Annotated in this window: 10 protein-coding genes; 3 read left to right on the top strand and 7 right to left on the bottom strand. The window is 61.4% G+C overall.

From position 1 onward, the window contains the following. Positions 1 to 4: 4 nt before the first annotated feature. From ACR1XU_RS21045 to ACR1XU_RS21025, 5 genes are all read right to left on the bottom strand, one after another. Complete coding sequence (locus ACR1XU_RS21045; protein WP_480915680.1) at positions 5 to 1,534, bottom strand: GMC oxidoreductase; 1,530 nt, start codon at positions 1,532 to 1,534, stop codon at positions 5 to 7. A gap of 18 nt (positions 1,535 to 1,552) precedes the next feature. After that, entirely contained in the window at positions 1,553 to 2,524 is a 972-nt protein-coding gene (locus ACR1XU_RS21040) for an NAD-dependent epimerase/dehydratase family protein (protein WP_480915679.1), read from the bottom strand. Between the two features lie 94 nt (positions 2,525 to 2,618). Further along, positions 2,619 to 3,362, bottom strand: coding sequence for a polysaccharide deacetylase family protein (locus ACR1XU_RS21035; protein ID WP_170808184.1), 744 nt, complete (start codon positions 3,360 to 3,362; stop codon positions 2,619 to 2,621). Positions 3,363 to 3,365: 3 nt separating this feature from the next. Continuing rightward, positions 3,366 to 4,805 (bottom strand): protoporphyrinogen/coproporphyrinogen oxidase, encoded by a 1,440-nt coding sequence (locus ACR1XU_RS21030; protein WP_480915678.1) that lies wholly within the window; start codon positions 4,803 to 4,805, stop codon positions 3,366 to 3,368. Between the two features lie 132 nt (positions 4,806 to 4,937). Continuing rightward, on the bottom strand, positions 4,938 to 5,855 hold the full coding sequence (locus ACR1XU_RS21025; protein ID WP_170616935.1) for a glycosyltransferase family 2 protein: 918 nt from the start codon (positions 5,853 to 5,855) through the stop codon (positions 4,938 to 4,940). A gap of 270 nt (positions 5,856 to 6,125) precedes the next feature. Between ACR1XU_RS21025 and ACR1XU_RS21020 the strand changes: the two genes are divergently transcribed. Then, positions 6,126 to 7,601 carry a lipopolysaccharide biosynthesis protein gene (locus ACR1XU_RS21020; protein WP_480915677.1) on the top strand — a complete coding sequence of 492 codons (1,476 nt, stop codon included), beginning with the start codon at positions 6,126 to 6,128 and terminating at the stop codon, positions 7,599 to 7,601. A gap of 53 nt (positions 7,602 to 7,654) precedes the next feature. Here ACR1XU_RS21020 and ACR1XU_RS21015 read toward each other — a convergent pair whose 3' ends face one another. Then, positions 7,655 to 9,160, bottom strand: coding sequence for a PepSY-associated TM helix domain-containing protein (locus ACR1XU_RS21015; RefSeq protein WP_480915676.1), 1,506 nt, complete (start codon positions 9,158 to 9,160; stop codon positions 7,655 to 7,657). A 228-nt stretch (positions 9,161 to 9,388) separates the two neighbouring features. On the opposite strand from ACR1XU_RS21015, the gene ACR1XU_RS21010 reads away from it, so the two are divergent. Both ACR1XU_RS21010 and ACR1XU_RS21005 read left to right on the top strand, forming a co-directional pair. Then, on the top strand, positions 9,389 to 10,387 hold the full coding sequence (locus ACR1XU_RS21010) for a glycosyltransferase (protein ID WP_480536754.1): 999 nt from the start codon (positions 9,389 to 9,391) through the stop codon (positions 10,385 to 10,387). Next, positions 10,384 to 12,435, top strand: coding sequence for a glycosyltransferase family 39 protein (locus ACR1XU_RS21005; RefSeq protein ID WP_480915675.1), 2,052 nt, complete (start codon positions 10,384 to 10,386; stop codon positions 12,433 to 12,435). Before ACR1XU_RS21010 ends, ACR1XU_RS21005 begins: the two co-directional genes overlap by 4 nt. Positions 12,436 to 12,459: 24 nt before the next feature. Here ACR1XU_RS21005 and ACR1XU_RS21000 read toward each other — a convergent pair whose 3' ends face one another. Further along, the gene (locus tag ACR1XU_RS21000) at positions 12,460 to 14,496 is read right to left on the bottom strand and encodes a B12-binding domain-containing radical SAM protein (RefSeq protein WP_480915674.1); all 2,037 of its coding nucleotides are present in this window, start codon (positions 14,494 to 14,496) and stop codon (positions 12,460 to 12,462) included. Positions 14,497 to 14,515 lie beyond the last annotated feature (19 nt).

The following is a 14,515-nucleotide window of genomic DNA, read 5'->3' as shown; positions in this document are numbered from 1 at the left end:
GATCTCAGGGGGCCAGTGTCCCGATGCGATGGGCGTTGGCCATGACCGAGAAGGTGATGGTTGTGGCCGGGATGCTGGGCAGGCTTGAGGCATCGACCAGATGCACCCGTGACAACCCGTGCGGCCGCCCAAGGATGTCGGATTGTCCGGACACGGGCGCCTTGGCCATCGGGACCGAGCCGCCAACATGAAAGCTTGATCCCACATCACCCGGACGCCGGGCGAAGCCAAGCGGGACAAGCCCCGCCAGCTTCAGGGTTTGGGCCAGCCGGGATGTTGCCCGTTCCATGACTTTTTCGGTTTCGTCATTGCCCTGCACGGTCGGGGCCAGCCGTCCGTCTGCGGCCAGTGTCAGGTCGATCCGGGCGGAATGGGCCGAGTGCAGAAACGCTTGTGCCACGACCAGCCGTTGCGCCAGCCGCCGCCACAAAGGGGCCGATCCGGGCAGTTTAGAGCCATAAGTGCTGATCAGATCATGGGCGTAGAACTCGTTCCAGGTGTAGACCTGCGCATGGACCAGATGGGGCGAGATTTCGTGGTCATCAAGTTCAATAAAGATCTGCGGCAGAGTGTGATAGGGCCTTCGGTCCGGACGACGCGGCGCGCGCCAGCGGTGCAGGCTGGGCAGAAAGAAATGCTGGCTGTCCTGCAGTTGCAGCCGCGCTGCCGGGTCCGGAGACGACGCCAGCATCAGCCGTGCCGTTTCAAGAACCCCGGCGGCGACAAAGATGCGGTCGGCTTGCAGGGTTTCGCCATCGTCCAGCGTGACCGTGACCTGATCGGGGTGTTCATCGAAGCGGCGGACAAGGCCGGTGCGGTATTGAAAGGCCGAGTGGTGGCGCAGAGTGTCGAGCGTTTGGCCGGATGCATAGATCAGCCTCCAGGGGCAGCCATGCAGGCACTGGCCGCAATACCGGCAGCCGGTCCCGACAGCCAGCCGCGCAGCTCCGGCATGGGCACCCAGTTCCGTCAACCGGGTTTTGCGCCGATCCAGATGCGCCAGCAGCCGCTCGGCCTGGGGCGACGGGGGCAGGGGCGCGCGTTCCTGCATGGAAAGGGCGGGGAACAGGGTTTGCAATGCGTCCACCCGACCACTTATGGGAAGGAATTCCGCGACCGAGCGGTAATGCGGTGACAGGTCATCCATTCCGATCGGCCAGTCTGCGATATCTTCGGCGCGGTTGGGCAAAACCGCCGACCCCCAGAGGTTGGACAGCCCGCCTGTGGCGTGCGAGGCGCGCAACCCGATCCGCTCGGGCGACACCAGCGTCTCTGCCCCCGGAACCATGGCGAAATCCGATCCGAACCGGCGCACCTGTCCGGGCGGGGTGTCGAATTGCGGCGCCTGCCAGCTCTGTACATCGGCAGCGGTCCAGGTATCCGGGTCTTTGGCGGCCAGCCTGTCGCGCCGTTCCCGGGCGGGGGCGTCCAGCCGGCGGCCCCCGTCCAGCATCAGAACCTGACGGCCCCGGCTCAGCAGGGCCATGGCCACGGACACGCCCGACGGCCCCGAGCCGATGACCAGGTCAGTCACGGGACAGGACCTGACCGCTCATGCTGAAACCGGATGCTTCATTTCGGCGACAATGTCATCGATGATCTGCTGCAGCGTCCGCATCGGACGGAACCCGGTGACCCGCTGCAGTTTCGAGACATCGGGCAGGCGGCGCTGCATGTCCTCGAACCCTTCGGGGTAGACCGTGTCGTAAGGCACGCACTGGATTTCCGAAGCAGACCCGGTTGTCCGGATGACCTGTTCGGCCAGAGCGCGGATCGTGACTTCCTGATCGGTGCCGACATTGAAAACATCGTCGCGCGCTTCGGGAAGCGTCATCAGCCGGCACATGGCCTCGACCACATCGGCCACATGGCCGAAACAGCGTGACTGCTCGCCGGTGCCGTGCACCATCAGCGGCGCGCCTTCCAGCGCGGATTTCACGAAGTTCGGCAGCACCATGCCATAGCGCCCCGTCTGCCGCGGGCCGGTGGTGTTGAAGAACCGCAGGATCGTGACCGGAAGGCCGGATTCACGCGCATGGGCCAGCGCCAGAAACTCGTCCAGTGTCTTGGCGCAGGCATAGGACCAGCGCAGGTTGCGGGTGGCACCGATGGTCAGATCACCCTCTTCCTGAAACGGGAAGTTCGTGCTTTTGCCGTAGACCTCGGAGCTGGAGGCGATGAAGGTATGCGTCTTGTCCACCAGCGCGGCATCCAGCACGTTCTCGGTGCCTGCAACATTGGTCAGGATCGACCGGCTGGGTTCGTCCATGATCAGCTTGACCCCGACAGCCGCCGCCAGATGGAAAACGATATCCGCCGGGCCAACCAGATCGGCCACCAGCTGACGGTCAAGGATGCTGCCTTCGACAAAGGTAAAATCCGGGTGATCGGCGACGGCACCAAGGTTGGACATCAGCCCGGTCGACAGGTCATCAAGAACAGTGACGGCATGACCATCCCCGATCAGCCGTTCCGTCAGGTGAGAGCCGATGAACCCGGCGCCTCCGGTAATCAGAATATGCATATGTTCGTACCTGTCACTTGTTGAGAACCGATATGCCGGATCGTACATCCCGCCCTGCGCATCCGGCCATAGCCGCAGGTGGAAAAAGACCTGTTCACCACGGGTTCCCGCGTATTGCCGCGCGCACGCCCCGCATCAGTTTGCGCGCTGCAAGATACGGCCCGCCGCGCCCGTCAAGATGCGCCCGCCAGCGGGCAATGTCGGTGAAATAAAACATCTCGAGCCGGGGCAGGTCGTGGATGTCATCCTTCGGCCCGGCAACGCCCAGCCTTGTGCCGACCGACGTGTCGTAATGCAGCGCGATTTGCCGGCGCACGCTTGTGCTTGTCGCACCGTAAGGCGGCGCGAAATGCCGGATGGGCTGGTCCAGCCGGGCGGCGATATCCTGTCCCGATCCCGAGATCTCTTCTTCCAGCGTTTCCGGATCCAGCGCTGCAAGATTGGGGTGGTTGATGCTGTGCGCGCCAAAACGGACGCCTTCACCGGCCAGGGCTTCAACCCGGTCCCAGCCCATCAGGGGGCGGGCGGGGATGTTGCCTCCGGCCCAGCTGTCGGTGCCGCCCATCAGGCCCGATGGCAGATAGACGATCGGACAGAAGCCGTGATCGCGCAGGATCGGCCATGCGGTATCGGCGAAATCTTCAAACCCGTCATCGAAGCTGATGATGACCACGCGGGGGGCAGGCGGGTTGGCCAGCGCATCCGGCGTCACCACCGGCAGGCCCGATGCGGCCAGCGCCTGCATCTGCGCGGCAAAGATGTCGGGCGCGATCGAGGTGGGCCCCGGCGCATCCGAGATCGAATGGTACATCAGGATATCGGCCTGCCAGGCGGACATGGGTCAGTCTTCCACCACATGGGTGGCAAAGAGCTCGCGATACCGGTTCCATTTCGCGCGATCGACACTGCCTTTGCCGTCGATGCAATCCGCCGCGCCATAGGCCATGGCAAAGGCGTGGTGCGTATTGTCGTGGGCAAACAATCCCTGCCTTCCAAATACGAGCAGTCCGTCCAGATCCGAGAGCCACTGATCAACCGTATCGAACCGCGCCTCGTAACCCACATCGTAAACCGGATAGGCATGGCTCAGCCGCCGGGTTTCGCAGCGGCGCACCGGTACCGTGACGGGCAAGCCCAGCTGGCCCAGCCATTTGGTGAACTCCTGCCCCAGCTCTTCGTCGGACATGGACCACCATTTTTCATCCGGGTCGCAGGGCAGTTCGGCACACAGCACGGTAACGCCTTTCGGCTCGCCACTGGCGTTGTAGTTCTTGGGTTCCGACATTCGGCTGATCGGGATCGAGAGTTCCGGGAAATAATGCGCGTCGAACTCGGTGAACTGGTCGGTTTCCAGCACCAGATACAGCAGGATCATGCCCCTGAAGCGGATCGCGCGGGCAGCCTCGACCACTTCCGCCGGAGGGGCGTCGATCAGGCGCGTCAGCCCGGTCAGCGGAATGGTCGACAGGATCAGATCGCCGGTCAGGTGCCGCTCGCCATCTTCGTCGCGGATCGTCAGGCCGGTGATGCGGTTGCCGTCCCGGTCGATGGCGGTGATTTCGGTGTTGAACAGGAAGGTGGCGCCATTTGCGCGCGCGCTTTCCAGCATCGCGCCCGAGATTTGTCCGAACCCCTTGCGCGGGTAAAAGAACCGCCCCGCAGTTTCACTGCGCAGCCCCGGCAGCAGGCGCAGCATCTTCATCAGGATCTTGCCGACCGAACCGCTGCCGACCCGCCGTTCGGCCAGTGTCACTGCCAGTTTCTCGGGGTCCAGCCCCCAGAGCTTGCGCACGTAGGGAAAATAGAAATTGTCCGAAATCGTCGGCCCCAGCCCGTCGTAAAGCACGGTCGAGAATGTCTCGGGCCCCGTGCTTTTCTTGCGAAACGGCTTCAGTACCATGTCCCCGATCAGCGATGCGGCAAAGGGTTTGGGCAGACGCATCAGCGCATCGGTCAGTTTCAGCGGGAAGTGAATCCATTTGCCGCCCAGCCGGATACGCCCGTGTCGGGGGCGCAGCAGCAGATCATCGCCCAGCAGTGTTTTCACATCGGCCAGAACCTCGGGCTCTGCAGCCGGGTGAAACCGGTGCGAGCCATAATCGCAGATCACGCCTTCGATCGGGAACGAGGCGGAGTTGCCGCCCGCGATGGCGGCGCGTTCGATCACCGTGATGCGGGCCTGGCCAGTCAGGGCATGGGCTGCGGCCAGACCGGCAGGTCCGGCACCCAGAATGATGATATGAGGCTTGTCGCCCCCTTCGGGTCGGGAAACATCCGTCACTTGCACTTTTCCTTTTGGGAATTTTTCGGAACGCCAAACCGCATTCCGGACATTGTCAGACCAAGAGCCGATCCGGCGATCCGGGTCAGCCAGCGCTGTCGGGTTGAATCGAAACGCATTCTGCCGCTCACCTCACGGTCTGAGATGCAGCCGCGAGATCATGTCGGCGATCAGCCCCAGCGACCAGATCATGATCGCCGCCAGGAACGAGAACACCGCCGTTTCGCTGAGGTTCCAGTACGTGATGTCGATCAGAAGCTTCACCACGCCCAGAACAAAGAACGCCAGTCCCAGCGGGATGAAAACGCGCAGCGGGTTGAACAGCGTGCTGATGCGCAGGATCAGGATGATGAAGTTCAGAAAGTCGATCGGCCGGATCTTCGATTTACCCACCCGTTTGCCATATTCGATCGGCGTATAGATCATCCGCTTGCCGTTCGATGTCATGCACAGCGTGATGGTGGTGGTGAAGGAAAAATTCTGCGGCAGCAGCGGCAGGAACGGGATCAGCTCGGATTTGCGGAAAACGCGCAGGCCCGAGTTGAGGTCGTTGATCTTGCGCTCGGCCAGGAACGAGGCAAAGGCGAACAGGAATTTCTTGGCCGGTCTGCGCAACAGCGGCACGTTCTTCATCGCAGCCCCCCGGTCGCCCACGACCATATCCTGATCGCGGCACATGGCCAGCATGCCTGGCAGATACCGCGCGGGGTAAGTGCTGTCGGCATCGAGAATGGCCACATATTCATGCTGCGCCATCCGCACACCGCGCTTGAGGCTGGCGCCATAGCCGGAATTGACGTCGTTATAGGTGACGGTGGCACCGCTGGCCTTGGCCTCGGCGCGGGTGTTGTCCTGGCTGGCATCATCGACCACGATGATCTCATAAGGAATACCCAGCGGTTCGAGATGCGCCCGCACATCCTCGACGGTATGGCGGACGGCGTTTTCCTCGTTATAGGCGGGGATGACCACGCTCAGGCTCATGCCCGATGTGTCCGGCGCACCGGTTGTAGCGTTGTCCGGGGTGATCTGCTCGGCAACCTTGTTCATGAAAATGGAAACCCTTTACGTACTTAATATATTCTGCCCGTTCCCATCCGCATGATATGTGTGGCATCCGGAGCGCTACGAGCCTAATTCCCTCTGTCATCTATAGTATTCAAACACAGATGAGCTGAACATAGACAAAAAATTTGACCACATTCGATCGTTTCAGCGTCAGGTTTTGTATTTATTCTTACTGCGTGCAGCAGGTGTGAATGTACTGAGACAGATATCCCCCCGGCAGGCGGCCGGTTTCGGGCGATGGGAAGGAAACTGATGTCAGGGCGGCAGAGTTTCAGCAGCGGAGTTGCCTGGATGTCGGCCGGTATCTGGGTCGAGCAGGCGTTCAACTTCATCATTTTTGCCATTCTTGCCCGCATATTAGGGGTCGAGGCCTTTGGCTTGCTGGCGATGGTTGCGGCGTTTGTGCTGTTTTCCGAATTCCTGGTGCGCGAGACGATCTCGGACATTCTGCTGACCCATGATGCCCTGTCACCCGAGCGGCTGAATTCGGTTTTCTGGCTGTTGGCGCTGTTGGGGGCAGTTCTGACAATTGTGCTTTATCTGGGCGCGGTGCCGGTCTCGAATTTCTACAATGAACCGGTTGCGGGAAGATTGTTGATCGGATTGTCCCCGACAATACTGATGATCTCGCTGACGGCGGTGCCGGTGGCGATCCTGCGCCGCGAAATGCGGTTTCGGGTTCTGGCCATCCGTGCGGCGCTGGGGGCGGCGGTCGGCGGGGTCGTGGGCATTGGCATGGCACTGGCGGGATATGGGGTCTGGAGCCTGGTCGGCCAGCGGCTGGCGATGACGGCCACCAATATCGTGATGGCCTGGGGCGCGGTGTCGTGGCGGCCGGCCTTTGACGTGTCACGGGATCACATGCGCGCCATCCTGCATTTCAGTCATCGGATCCTGGGACTGCGCGCGGCGGAACTGGCTGCGGTGCAGTCGCCCGCGGTGATCATCGGCGCGATGCTGGGGCCGGTGCAGGCGGGGTATTACGCGATTGCCTGGCGGGTGATCGAGATTGCCTCGTTCCTCATGATCACTCCGCTGCGTACCGTCGCGCAGCCTGCATTCGGAGCAGTGGCGCGGGGGGGCGGTCGGGCTGCCGATCTGCTGCTGGATGTCATGCGTCTGACCGGGTTTGTGGCCTTCCCGGCCTTTGCCGGGCTCGCGGTTCTGTCAGAGCCCGCGCTGGTGTTGTTGTTCGGCCAGAAATGGGCCCCGGCGGCCCCGGTTCTGAGCCTGATGTCGGTGTTCGGCATGTACCTGTGCGTCGAAAAGGTACAGCAGACCTATTGCCTGGCCGCGGGGCAGGCCGGGCGTCTGGCGGTTCTGTCCTGGGTCGAGGTCGTGCTGGCCGCAATCGTGATCGCGGCAACCGCGTCTTATGGCCTGACGGTGGTGACCGCAGGTTTCGTTCTGGTCTTTCTGTTGGTCTGGCCGTTCAAGTTCGCCAATCTGGGACAGATCGCCGGATTGCCCGCCCCGCTTCTGATGCAACAGCACCTGGCACCGCTCCTGCTGTCGGCGGGAATGGCGATTTCGGTGCAGGGGGTGGTCTGGAAGCTGGGGGACGTCTCCGGAGTCCTGATCCTGCTGGTCGGAACCCTGACCGGGATTGCGGTCTATTGCCTTCTGGCCTTCCTGTTTCAGCGCAACAGGCTGCACCTGTTGGTATCGATGCTGCGGCCGGGCGACGATGTGAATCGGGAATCCGATATCCGTGAGGCGGAAGGATAGAAAGCCCGGTCAGGTATCTGTTCCGACAAGTGAGGAGGGGCGGAAAGCCGCCCCTACCACAGCGGCTGCCCCAGCCGGAAAGTGACGGTCTTTTCGGTTCCATCCGGTTTTTGCAACCGGGCGACAATGTTGTTTTCCACCTCCGAGGGGGTCATCCGGAAATGGCCGCTGATCCTTTTGCCGCTTGGCGCAAGATCGACCGGCTGTGCCTCGCCTTTGTTGATTACTACCACAGCGGCACTGACATCCGGCTCGCCGATGCGCAATTCGATATCGAGGGGCGTATCGCGTCTGAGCGGTGCCCGCATGATCAGCCGGGCGACCGAGACGGGGGCATCGACCGGATAGGCTCTGGTCTTGTCATAGGTGTCGGGGCCATAGCGGTAGAAGGCGGTGAACAGAATGCCCGCCAGCAGCAGTAGATAGCCCCACCGGGTCCATCCCAAGCCACGCCAGATGCGCCGGAACGGGCCATGATGTGCCGCTTGGGGGGCCAGCCGGGCGGCAAAAATCAGGGCACCGGTATAGGCAAGGCCGGTGGCGATCAGCCCGAGTATGACCCACAAGGCCATTGAAAACGCGCCGCCCCAGGTGCCGAAATGAAGCATGTTCATCAAGGGCCGCCAATAGGCGAACACTCCGGCTTCGCCCGGGGCCGAGGTGCTCAGGACGTCAAGCGTCACAGGGTCGATCGACACGCTGGTTGTTCCGAAAAGTTTCGAAGATCCCTCCACATACCCGGCAAACACGAGGCCATCGGTCTTCTTGCCGGGCAGGAACATGTTGATCGGCTCGAACCCGGGCAGGGCGGCGCGGGCACGTTCCTCGGCCTGATCGATGAGGGCCGAATTGAAATTGGCGGGCAGGGCCGTATCGCGGGGGGTCGGCGGTTGCGGTTTCGGCGCTGAGCCTTCAAACCCCAGGGTACCCAGCAGGAAATAGAAACTGCTGACGGCGACCAGGACCAGCATCGGCGCCGACCAGAGCGCTGTCAGCCGGTGCGTGCTGCCGGCCCAGGCCCGGAAACCACCCGACCTGCTGGGCCATCGGAAAAACCCTTTCCAGAAGCGCCGGTATGTAATGAGACCGCTGACGATCTGAAACAGCAGCAGGACCGAGGTGGCGCAAACCAGCATGAAAACCACCTTCTGCTGGGTCAGGAACGTGTCGTGCAGATCGCGCAGGATACTGCGAAAACCCAGGGCCCGCGTTTCCGCGACAACGGCCCCGGTCGCGGGGTCTGTCCAGACACTTATGCTTTCGCCCCAGCCCGTGCGGCTAAAGGCGCGATGCGCAAACCACGGGGCCTGATGCTTGAGCACCGTGACGACATCGCTTTCGGGGTGGGCCTCTTTGACGCCATCGTAGATCATGCCGAAACTGGCGGTGCGTTCTTCCTGTGGGGCGGTGGTCCAGATTGCCGGACGGGCGATCGATTCAAGCTCGAATCCGACGACAAGCAGCGAGCCGGTCAGAAACATGAACGTGAAGAAAAGCGACAGATGCAGGCCCAGCCAGGTGTGAAATTTGAAGAGCGAATTACGGATTTTACGATTCATCTGAACAACTGTCGGTTTACAATGCCCGGGCATACTAAACGGAGTAAATGCACAAGAAACAATAGCAGGGCGGAATAGTTGCCGGACAAGGAGGGATTTAGCCCTCTATGTGGCAGTTCGCATACATTATTTCACGATATTCCTGCAGGTTAGGTGTTGTGCGAATCCCGAACTTCGCGGGATGTTATGATTATACCCGGGTATTGGTGGGGTAAGCGGTGCTGTTTGATGTTAAATAAAGCTATGAAGACAATTTCCATTGTTTCGCCATGCTTCAACGAAGAAGACAACGTGGCGAATTGTTATGAAACCGTAAAGGCGATTTTCGACACGGAACTGCCGGGCTACAGGCGCGAGCATATTTTCATCGACAATGCCTCCTCTGACCGGACCGTGGACATCCTGCGCGAGATCGCCGCAAAGGATCAGGATGTGAAGGTGGTGGTCAATGCCCGCAATTTCGGGGTGTTCCGGTCAACCTTCAACGGGCTGCGCTATGCGACCGGTGACGGGATCGTCGTCATGCTGCCGGTCGATCTGCAGGACCCGCCCGAGCTGATCCCGGAATTCGTCGAACTGTGGGAAAGCGGCTATGACGTAGTGGCCGGTGCCCGCAGCACCCGCGAGGAAGGGTTCGTGATGCGCAATGCGCGTGGGCTTTTCTACCGGATCGTCAACGGTCTGTCGGATGTCTGGCTCGAGCCGTCGGTCGGAGAGTTCCAACTGATCGACCGCAAAGTTCTGAAGGCGGTGCTGGCGCATAGGGATCACTATCCCTACATCCGCGGCATCATCGCAAGCTGCGGTTTCCGTCGGATCATCAAGCCTTATGTCTGGAAAGCCCGTGCAAAGGGGCTGTCGAAACACAGCCTGATGGCGCTGGTCGATCAGGCGCTGAATGCGATCTTCTCCTTCACGCGGGCCCCGATGCGGTTCTGCACGATCAGCGGGCTGGTGATCGCGATTGCCTGTATCCTGTTCTCGCTCATCTCTGTGGTGCTGTTTTTCGTCAATCCCGATCAGGCGCCGCGCGGGACAACGACCATCATCGTATCCCTGTTCTTCCTGTCGGGTATCCAGATGCTGTTCATCGGGATGCTGGGGGAATACATCACCTCGATCCATAATCAGGTGCGCGGCGGTCCCATCGTTACGGAACAGGAACGTATCAATATCGAAGGTCCCGCACGGGATCCGGCCCTGGCCAAAGAAGAGCATCTGGCATGATCGCGCAGACAAACCGGTGGCAATGGCGTTGCCTTGCGCTTGTGTTCTGCATTTGCGCAGGTCCCGCCTGGGCCATGGACGCGCCTGTTACCAATGCCACGCTGGCCGAGTTGCGCCTGTGGTTTACGGTCATGGCGGCGGCTGCGGTGGTTCTGATCGGGGTCTTCTGGTTGCGCGGGCTGCCCCTGTTCGGGGCGCTGGCCGCACTGGTTCTTCTGGGCAGTTCCGCCCGGTTGTGGCTGACCCAGCCGCTTTGGTTTCCGCGGCTTGAGATTTCCGCCGACCCGCCTGAGAACCTGATCATGCTGATGATACTGGCCGCGCAGGCGGTGCTGACGGGCGCTGTTCTGATGCGCCCTGCCGGCCGCGAGGCTATCAGGGGTCTTGTTGCCGGGGCGGGGATTTTTCGCCTGTTTGTTCTGATGGTTCTGGTCGGTGTCTTCTGCCTGTCCGCAACACCTTATGTGGCCTATGGCTATCACGTGGCCTTCGGGCTGCAGGTCGGTGTCGGCGGTGCGCTGTCCCTTGTTCAGATGGCCACGCTGGTCGCCATGTTCGCCGTGGCGGGTCCCGATCACATGCCGCGTATCCCGGTTGCCGCTCTGGCGGTCTTTGCTGCGGTGGCCAGCGCAATCCTTGCTTGGACGGCGTTCGACCGTGTGCCCCATGTCGAGGATGAACTGGCCTATCTTTTTCAGGCGCGGACCTTTGCGGCGGGTACGCTCTGGGCTCCGGCCCCGCCCGAAGCGGCGCAACCGGCGCTGGAGTATTATCTTCTCGAAGCGCATGAGGGCAAATGGATCAGCGTTCCGGCGCAGGGCTGGGCCATTGTTCTGAGCCTGGGTGTTCTGATCGGAGCACCCTGGGTGATCAATCCGATCCTGACCGGAATATCGGTCTGGCTGGCCCATGATATTGTCCGCCGTGCCGTCAGCCGGGAACGCGCGGATCTGGTCGCGCTGCTGATGGCGACCTCGCCCTGGGTGCTGGCCATCGGGGCCACGCTGATGACGCATTCCGTGATGCTGGTCGTGGTGCTGCTGGCCTGGTGGTGCCTGATCCGCGCCAGAGAGGCTTCGGCGCGCGGGGCGATCCTGCTGGCGTTCATTGCCGGGCTTGCGCTGGGATGGGGTTTTGTGACCCGGCCGCTGGACGGGCTGATCGTGGGCGGGCTGACGGGCCTGTGGCTGCTGCGCCGCCTGCCTTCAGGGATCGGTCAGGTGCTGGCCTGCGCCGTGGGCGGTGTCCTGTCGGGCTCCGTCTTTTTGCTGCTCAATTACGGGATCACCGGTAATGCGCTGCTGACCCCGCAATCCGACTACCTCAGCCGTCTCTGGCCCGACACGCAAAACGCGTTCGGTTTCGGACCCAATGTGGGGCCACCCGCCAAAAGCTGGGGCGCGCTGGATATCTGGGTTGGCCACAGCCCGGCCGAGGGCCTGCTGAACCTGGTCAACGGGATTGCCTCGCTCAACCTCGAACTGCTGGGCTGGACCTTCGGATCGCTGGTGCCGATCTGGATCGTGTTCATCTGGCGCAAGCACCTGACCGGGTTCGACCGGGCCATGCTGGTGATCTTTGTGGCCCTTGTGGGTGTGCTGTTCTTCTATTGGTTTACCGGCACGTTCTATCTGGGGCCGCGCTACTGGCATACGGCATTGCTGCCGGTTCTGGTGCTGTCCGCCGCCGGGATCGAGGCGGTGAACGACCGACTGCCGGACCGGTATCGCGGTCGCCTGCACTGTGTCGTTCTGCTGCTTTGCGCGGTCTCGGTTGTCAGCTTCACCTCGTGGCGCGGCGTTTCGAAATATGACGGATATGGCGGGTTTACCGGTGACATCAGACGGCTGGCACAGGCCTCAGAACTGGGTAACGCTCTGGTCTTCGTCTCGACCAAAGGTGATATCGGGTCAGCACTGTATCTGAACGATCCGTTCCTGCCGCAGGACAAGCCGATCTTCCTGCGCGATCTGGGGGCCGATCAGAACGCAGCCGTGATCGCGGCCTTCCCGGGGCGCGAGGTCGTCTATCTGGCGGATGCCGAGTAGCGCGTTCAGCGTTCTGTCCGGGGCCTATTCGGCGGCGTGCTGGTTTTCGGCATTCACGAAGTTGCGCCTGAAGTCATTGGCAAACATCGTCCGCGTAAACCGCCCCAACCCCGAGGCATGTTCGCCAAAGGTTTCGATCCGGGACAACAGGGTCGTTTTCACACGCGGATCGACCTGTGTCTGGAACTCGCGCGGCGCGTCGAACTGATAATCCTGCAGTACGCCTTCGTAGCCCGAACTCCGCCAGGCTTCGACATCGAAGGACGAACTCCAGACGGGTTCGTGTTCCAGGGTTTCGGAAAACGGCACGTGCAGCATCACGGCGCTGTAGTAATTGATGATCGTGTCGAGCATCGCGTGCGCTTCGTGGTCGTCCTTGTTCAGAAGATCGCTGATGGACCGTTTCAGGAAGGCAAGCGCTTCGTCCAGCACGATGAACCGGCCAATCATCGAGTACTTGCTGAGCAGATTGCCCCCAAGTTCACCGCTGATCAGACCCTCGTAGTTTTCCTGCGCCCAGGCAACGCAATCGGCGCGGGTCTCGAACAGTTCCTGCTGGTTCTCTTCCAGATAGCCGGCCACCGCATCCCGGAACGGTTCCGGGGCCTGATCGAGAATGTCCTGCATGTGCTTGACGATCAGGAAGGGCCGGATGCCGCGGGACCGCGCCAGCCGGAACGCTTCTTCGAAATTGTCCTCGTAGTAGAAGATCGTCAGCAGCAGATGGAAAACGCGGGTGTCCAGATAGTCCTGGAACGAGAAGTTTTCGGACTGAACCACCATCTCCTCGGTTTCGACGACCGTCGGGCCGGTATACTGGCCCAGGCACCGGGCAACCACGCGATGCAGCGTTTTGAAACCGAATTTCTCGCGGCTGTCCGGGTTGGCCAGCGGTGCGCCATGCAGCAGCATCAGCTGATGCGCGGCCACCCGGCTGACACCGGTTTCGATCAGCTGATCCACCGCGTCCATAAAGGATTCCCGGGTCTCGCCCGGCATGCACAGGATCAGTTCGCCATAGGATTGCATACCGTTGGCGTGCAGTTCCTGCTGCACCTCGGTATAGGTATCCAGGCTGATGTTGTCGCGCTTGATGTTCTTCAGAACCTCCGGATTCAGGGATTGCACCGACGAGGTCATCGGCAAGCGGCCCTTGGCCTTGCGCATCACCTTGATGATCCGGTCACCCCGGTTCTTGCCCGTGGTCGTGCGGATGTATTTGGGCCAGTCGTATTTCTCCATCAGATGGCCCAGATAATCGGCCACCTCTTCATCCTGCAGGTACATGCCGAAATTGTCGTCGGCAAAACAAAGCGGGCTGGCATGGTTGATGCGGGCCACGATGTAGTCCAGATCGGCCTTGGTCCGCTCGAACGAATGACGGAACACTTTCGAGTTCGATTTGACCGCCGAATTGCAGAACGCGCAGGTGAACGGGCAGCCCCGCGCCAGTTGCATCAGCGCAAACAGGCCGGTGTCAAAGAACTTGTCCATCAGCCCGGCAAGATAGGGCGAGGGGATTTCGTCCAGATCGCGGATGCGGGGCGGTTCGCCGCCGCGCAGGATCTCTCCGGTTTTGGGATGTACGTAAAGCGCGCCGTCGACCGCTTCTTCCCACATGCCTTCGCGGCGGCCGCCGACATCGATGAAACGTTGCAGCGTGCTCAGGAAAGCGCGCTCGCCTTCATAGGTCGGGCCGCGCACATGCATGTCGATCTGCGGCATGGTCCGGATCCAGCTTTCCTGCTCTTCCTCGGTCAGCGGAAAGTTGGGTCCGCCCATCAGGGTCAGGATGCCGGGATCGACCGCTTTCACATAGTCGGCGAAGGACAGGGCCAGATGGTGGTTCCAGGAGTAACTGGAAAAGCCGACCACGTCCGGGGTGGCCGTGTCGATCGCGACCTTGAGCTCCTCAGGGTCACGAAAGATCGCGACCTCGATCGGGGTCGGGCTTTTCGCATAGGCTTTGGCAAAGGTCGCAAGATTGCCGACACCCAGCGGATAGGTGTCCGACGTTGCGGTAACGAGGTTGTGGCCGAGATCGGCGAGATAAAGACGCATCTGTAAATTATCCTTGCGG

It is taken from the genome of Ruegeria sp. D1(2025), from assembly GCF_056536425.1.
Note: the sequence above shows the minus strand (reverse complement) of the source record. Positions and strands in the feature narration are given on the sequence as shown.

Coding starts and splice junctions, on each gene's coding strand:
- ACR1XU_RS21015 (WP_480915676.1), bottom strand. CDS start 9,160: ATGAATCGTAAAATCCGTAATTCGCTCTTCAAATTTCACACCTGGCTG.
- ACR1XU_RS21005 (WP_480915675.1), top strand. CDS start 10,384: ATGATCGCGCAGACAAACCGGTGGCAATGGCGTTGCCTTGCGCTTGTG.
- ACR1XU_RS21025 (WP_170616935.1), bottom strand. CDS start 5,855: ATGAACAAGGTTGCCGAGCAGATCACCCCGGACAACGCTACAACCGGT.
- ACR1XU_RS21040 (WP_480915679.1), bottom strand. CDS start 2,524: ATGCATATTCTGATTACCGGAGGCGCCGGGTTCATCGGCTCTCACCTG.
- ACR1XU_RS21020 (WP_480915677.1), top strand. CDS start 6,126: ATGTCAGGGCGGCAGAGTTTCAGCAGCGGAGTTGCCTGGATGTCGGCC.
- ACR1XU_RS21010 (WP_480536754.1), top strand. CDS start 9,389: ATGTTAAATAAAGCTATGAAGACAATTTCCATTGTTTCGCCATGCTTC.
- ACR1XU_RS21035 (WP_170808184.1), bottom strand. CDS start 3,362: ATGTCCGCCTGGCAGGCCGATATCCTGATGTACCATTCGATCTCGGAT.
- ACR1XU_RS21000 (WP_480915674.1), bottom strand. CDS start 14,496: ATGCGTCTTTATCTCGCCGATCTCGGCCACAACCTCGTTACCGCAACG.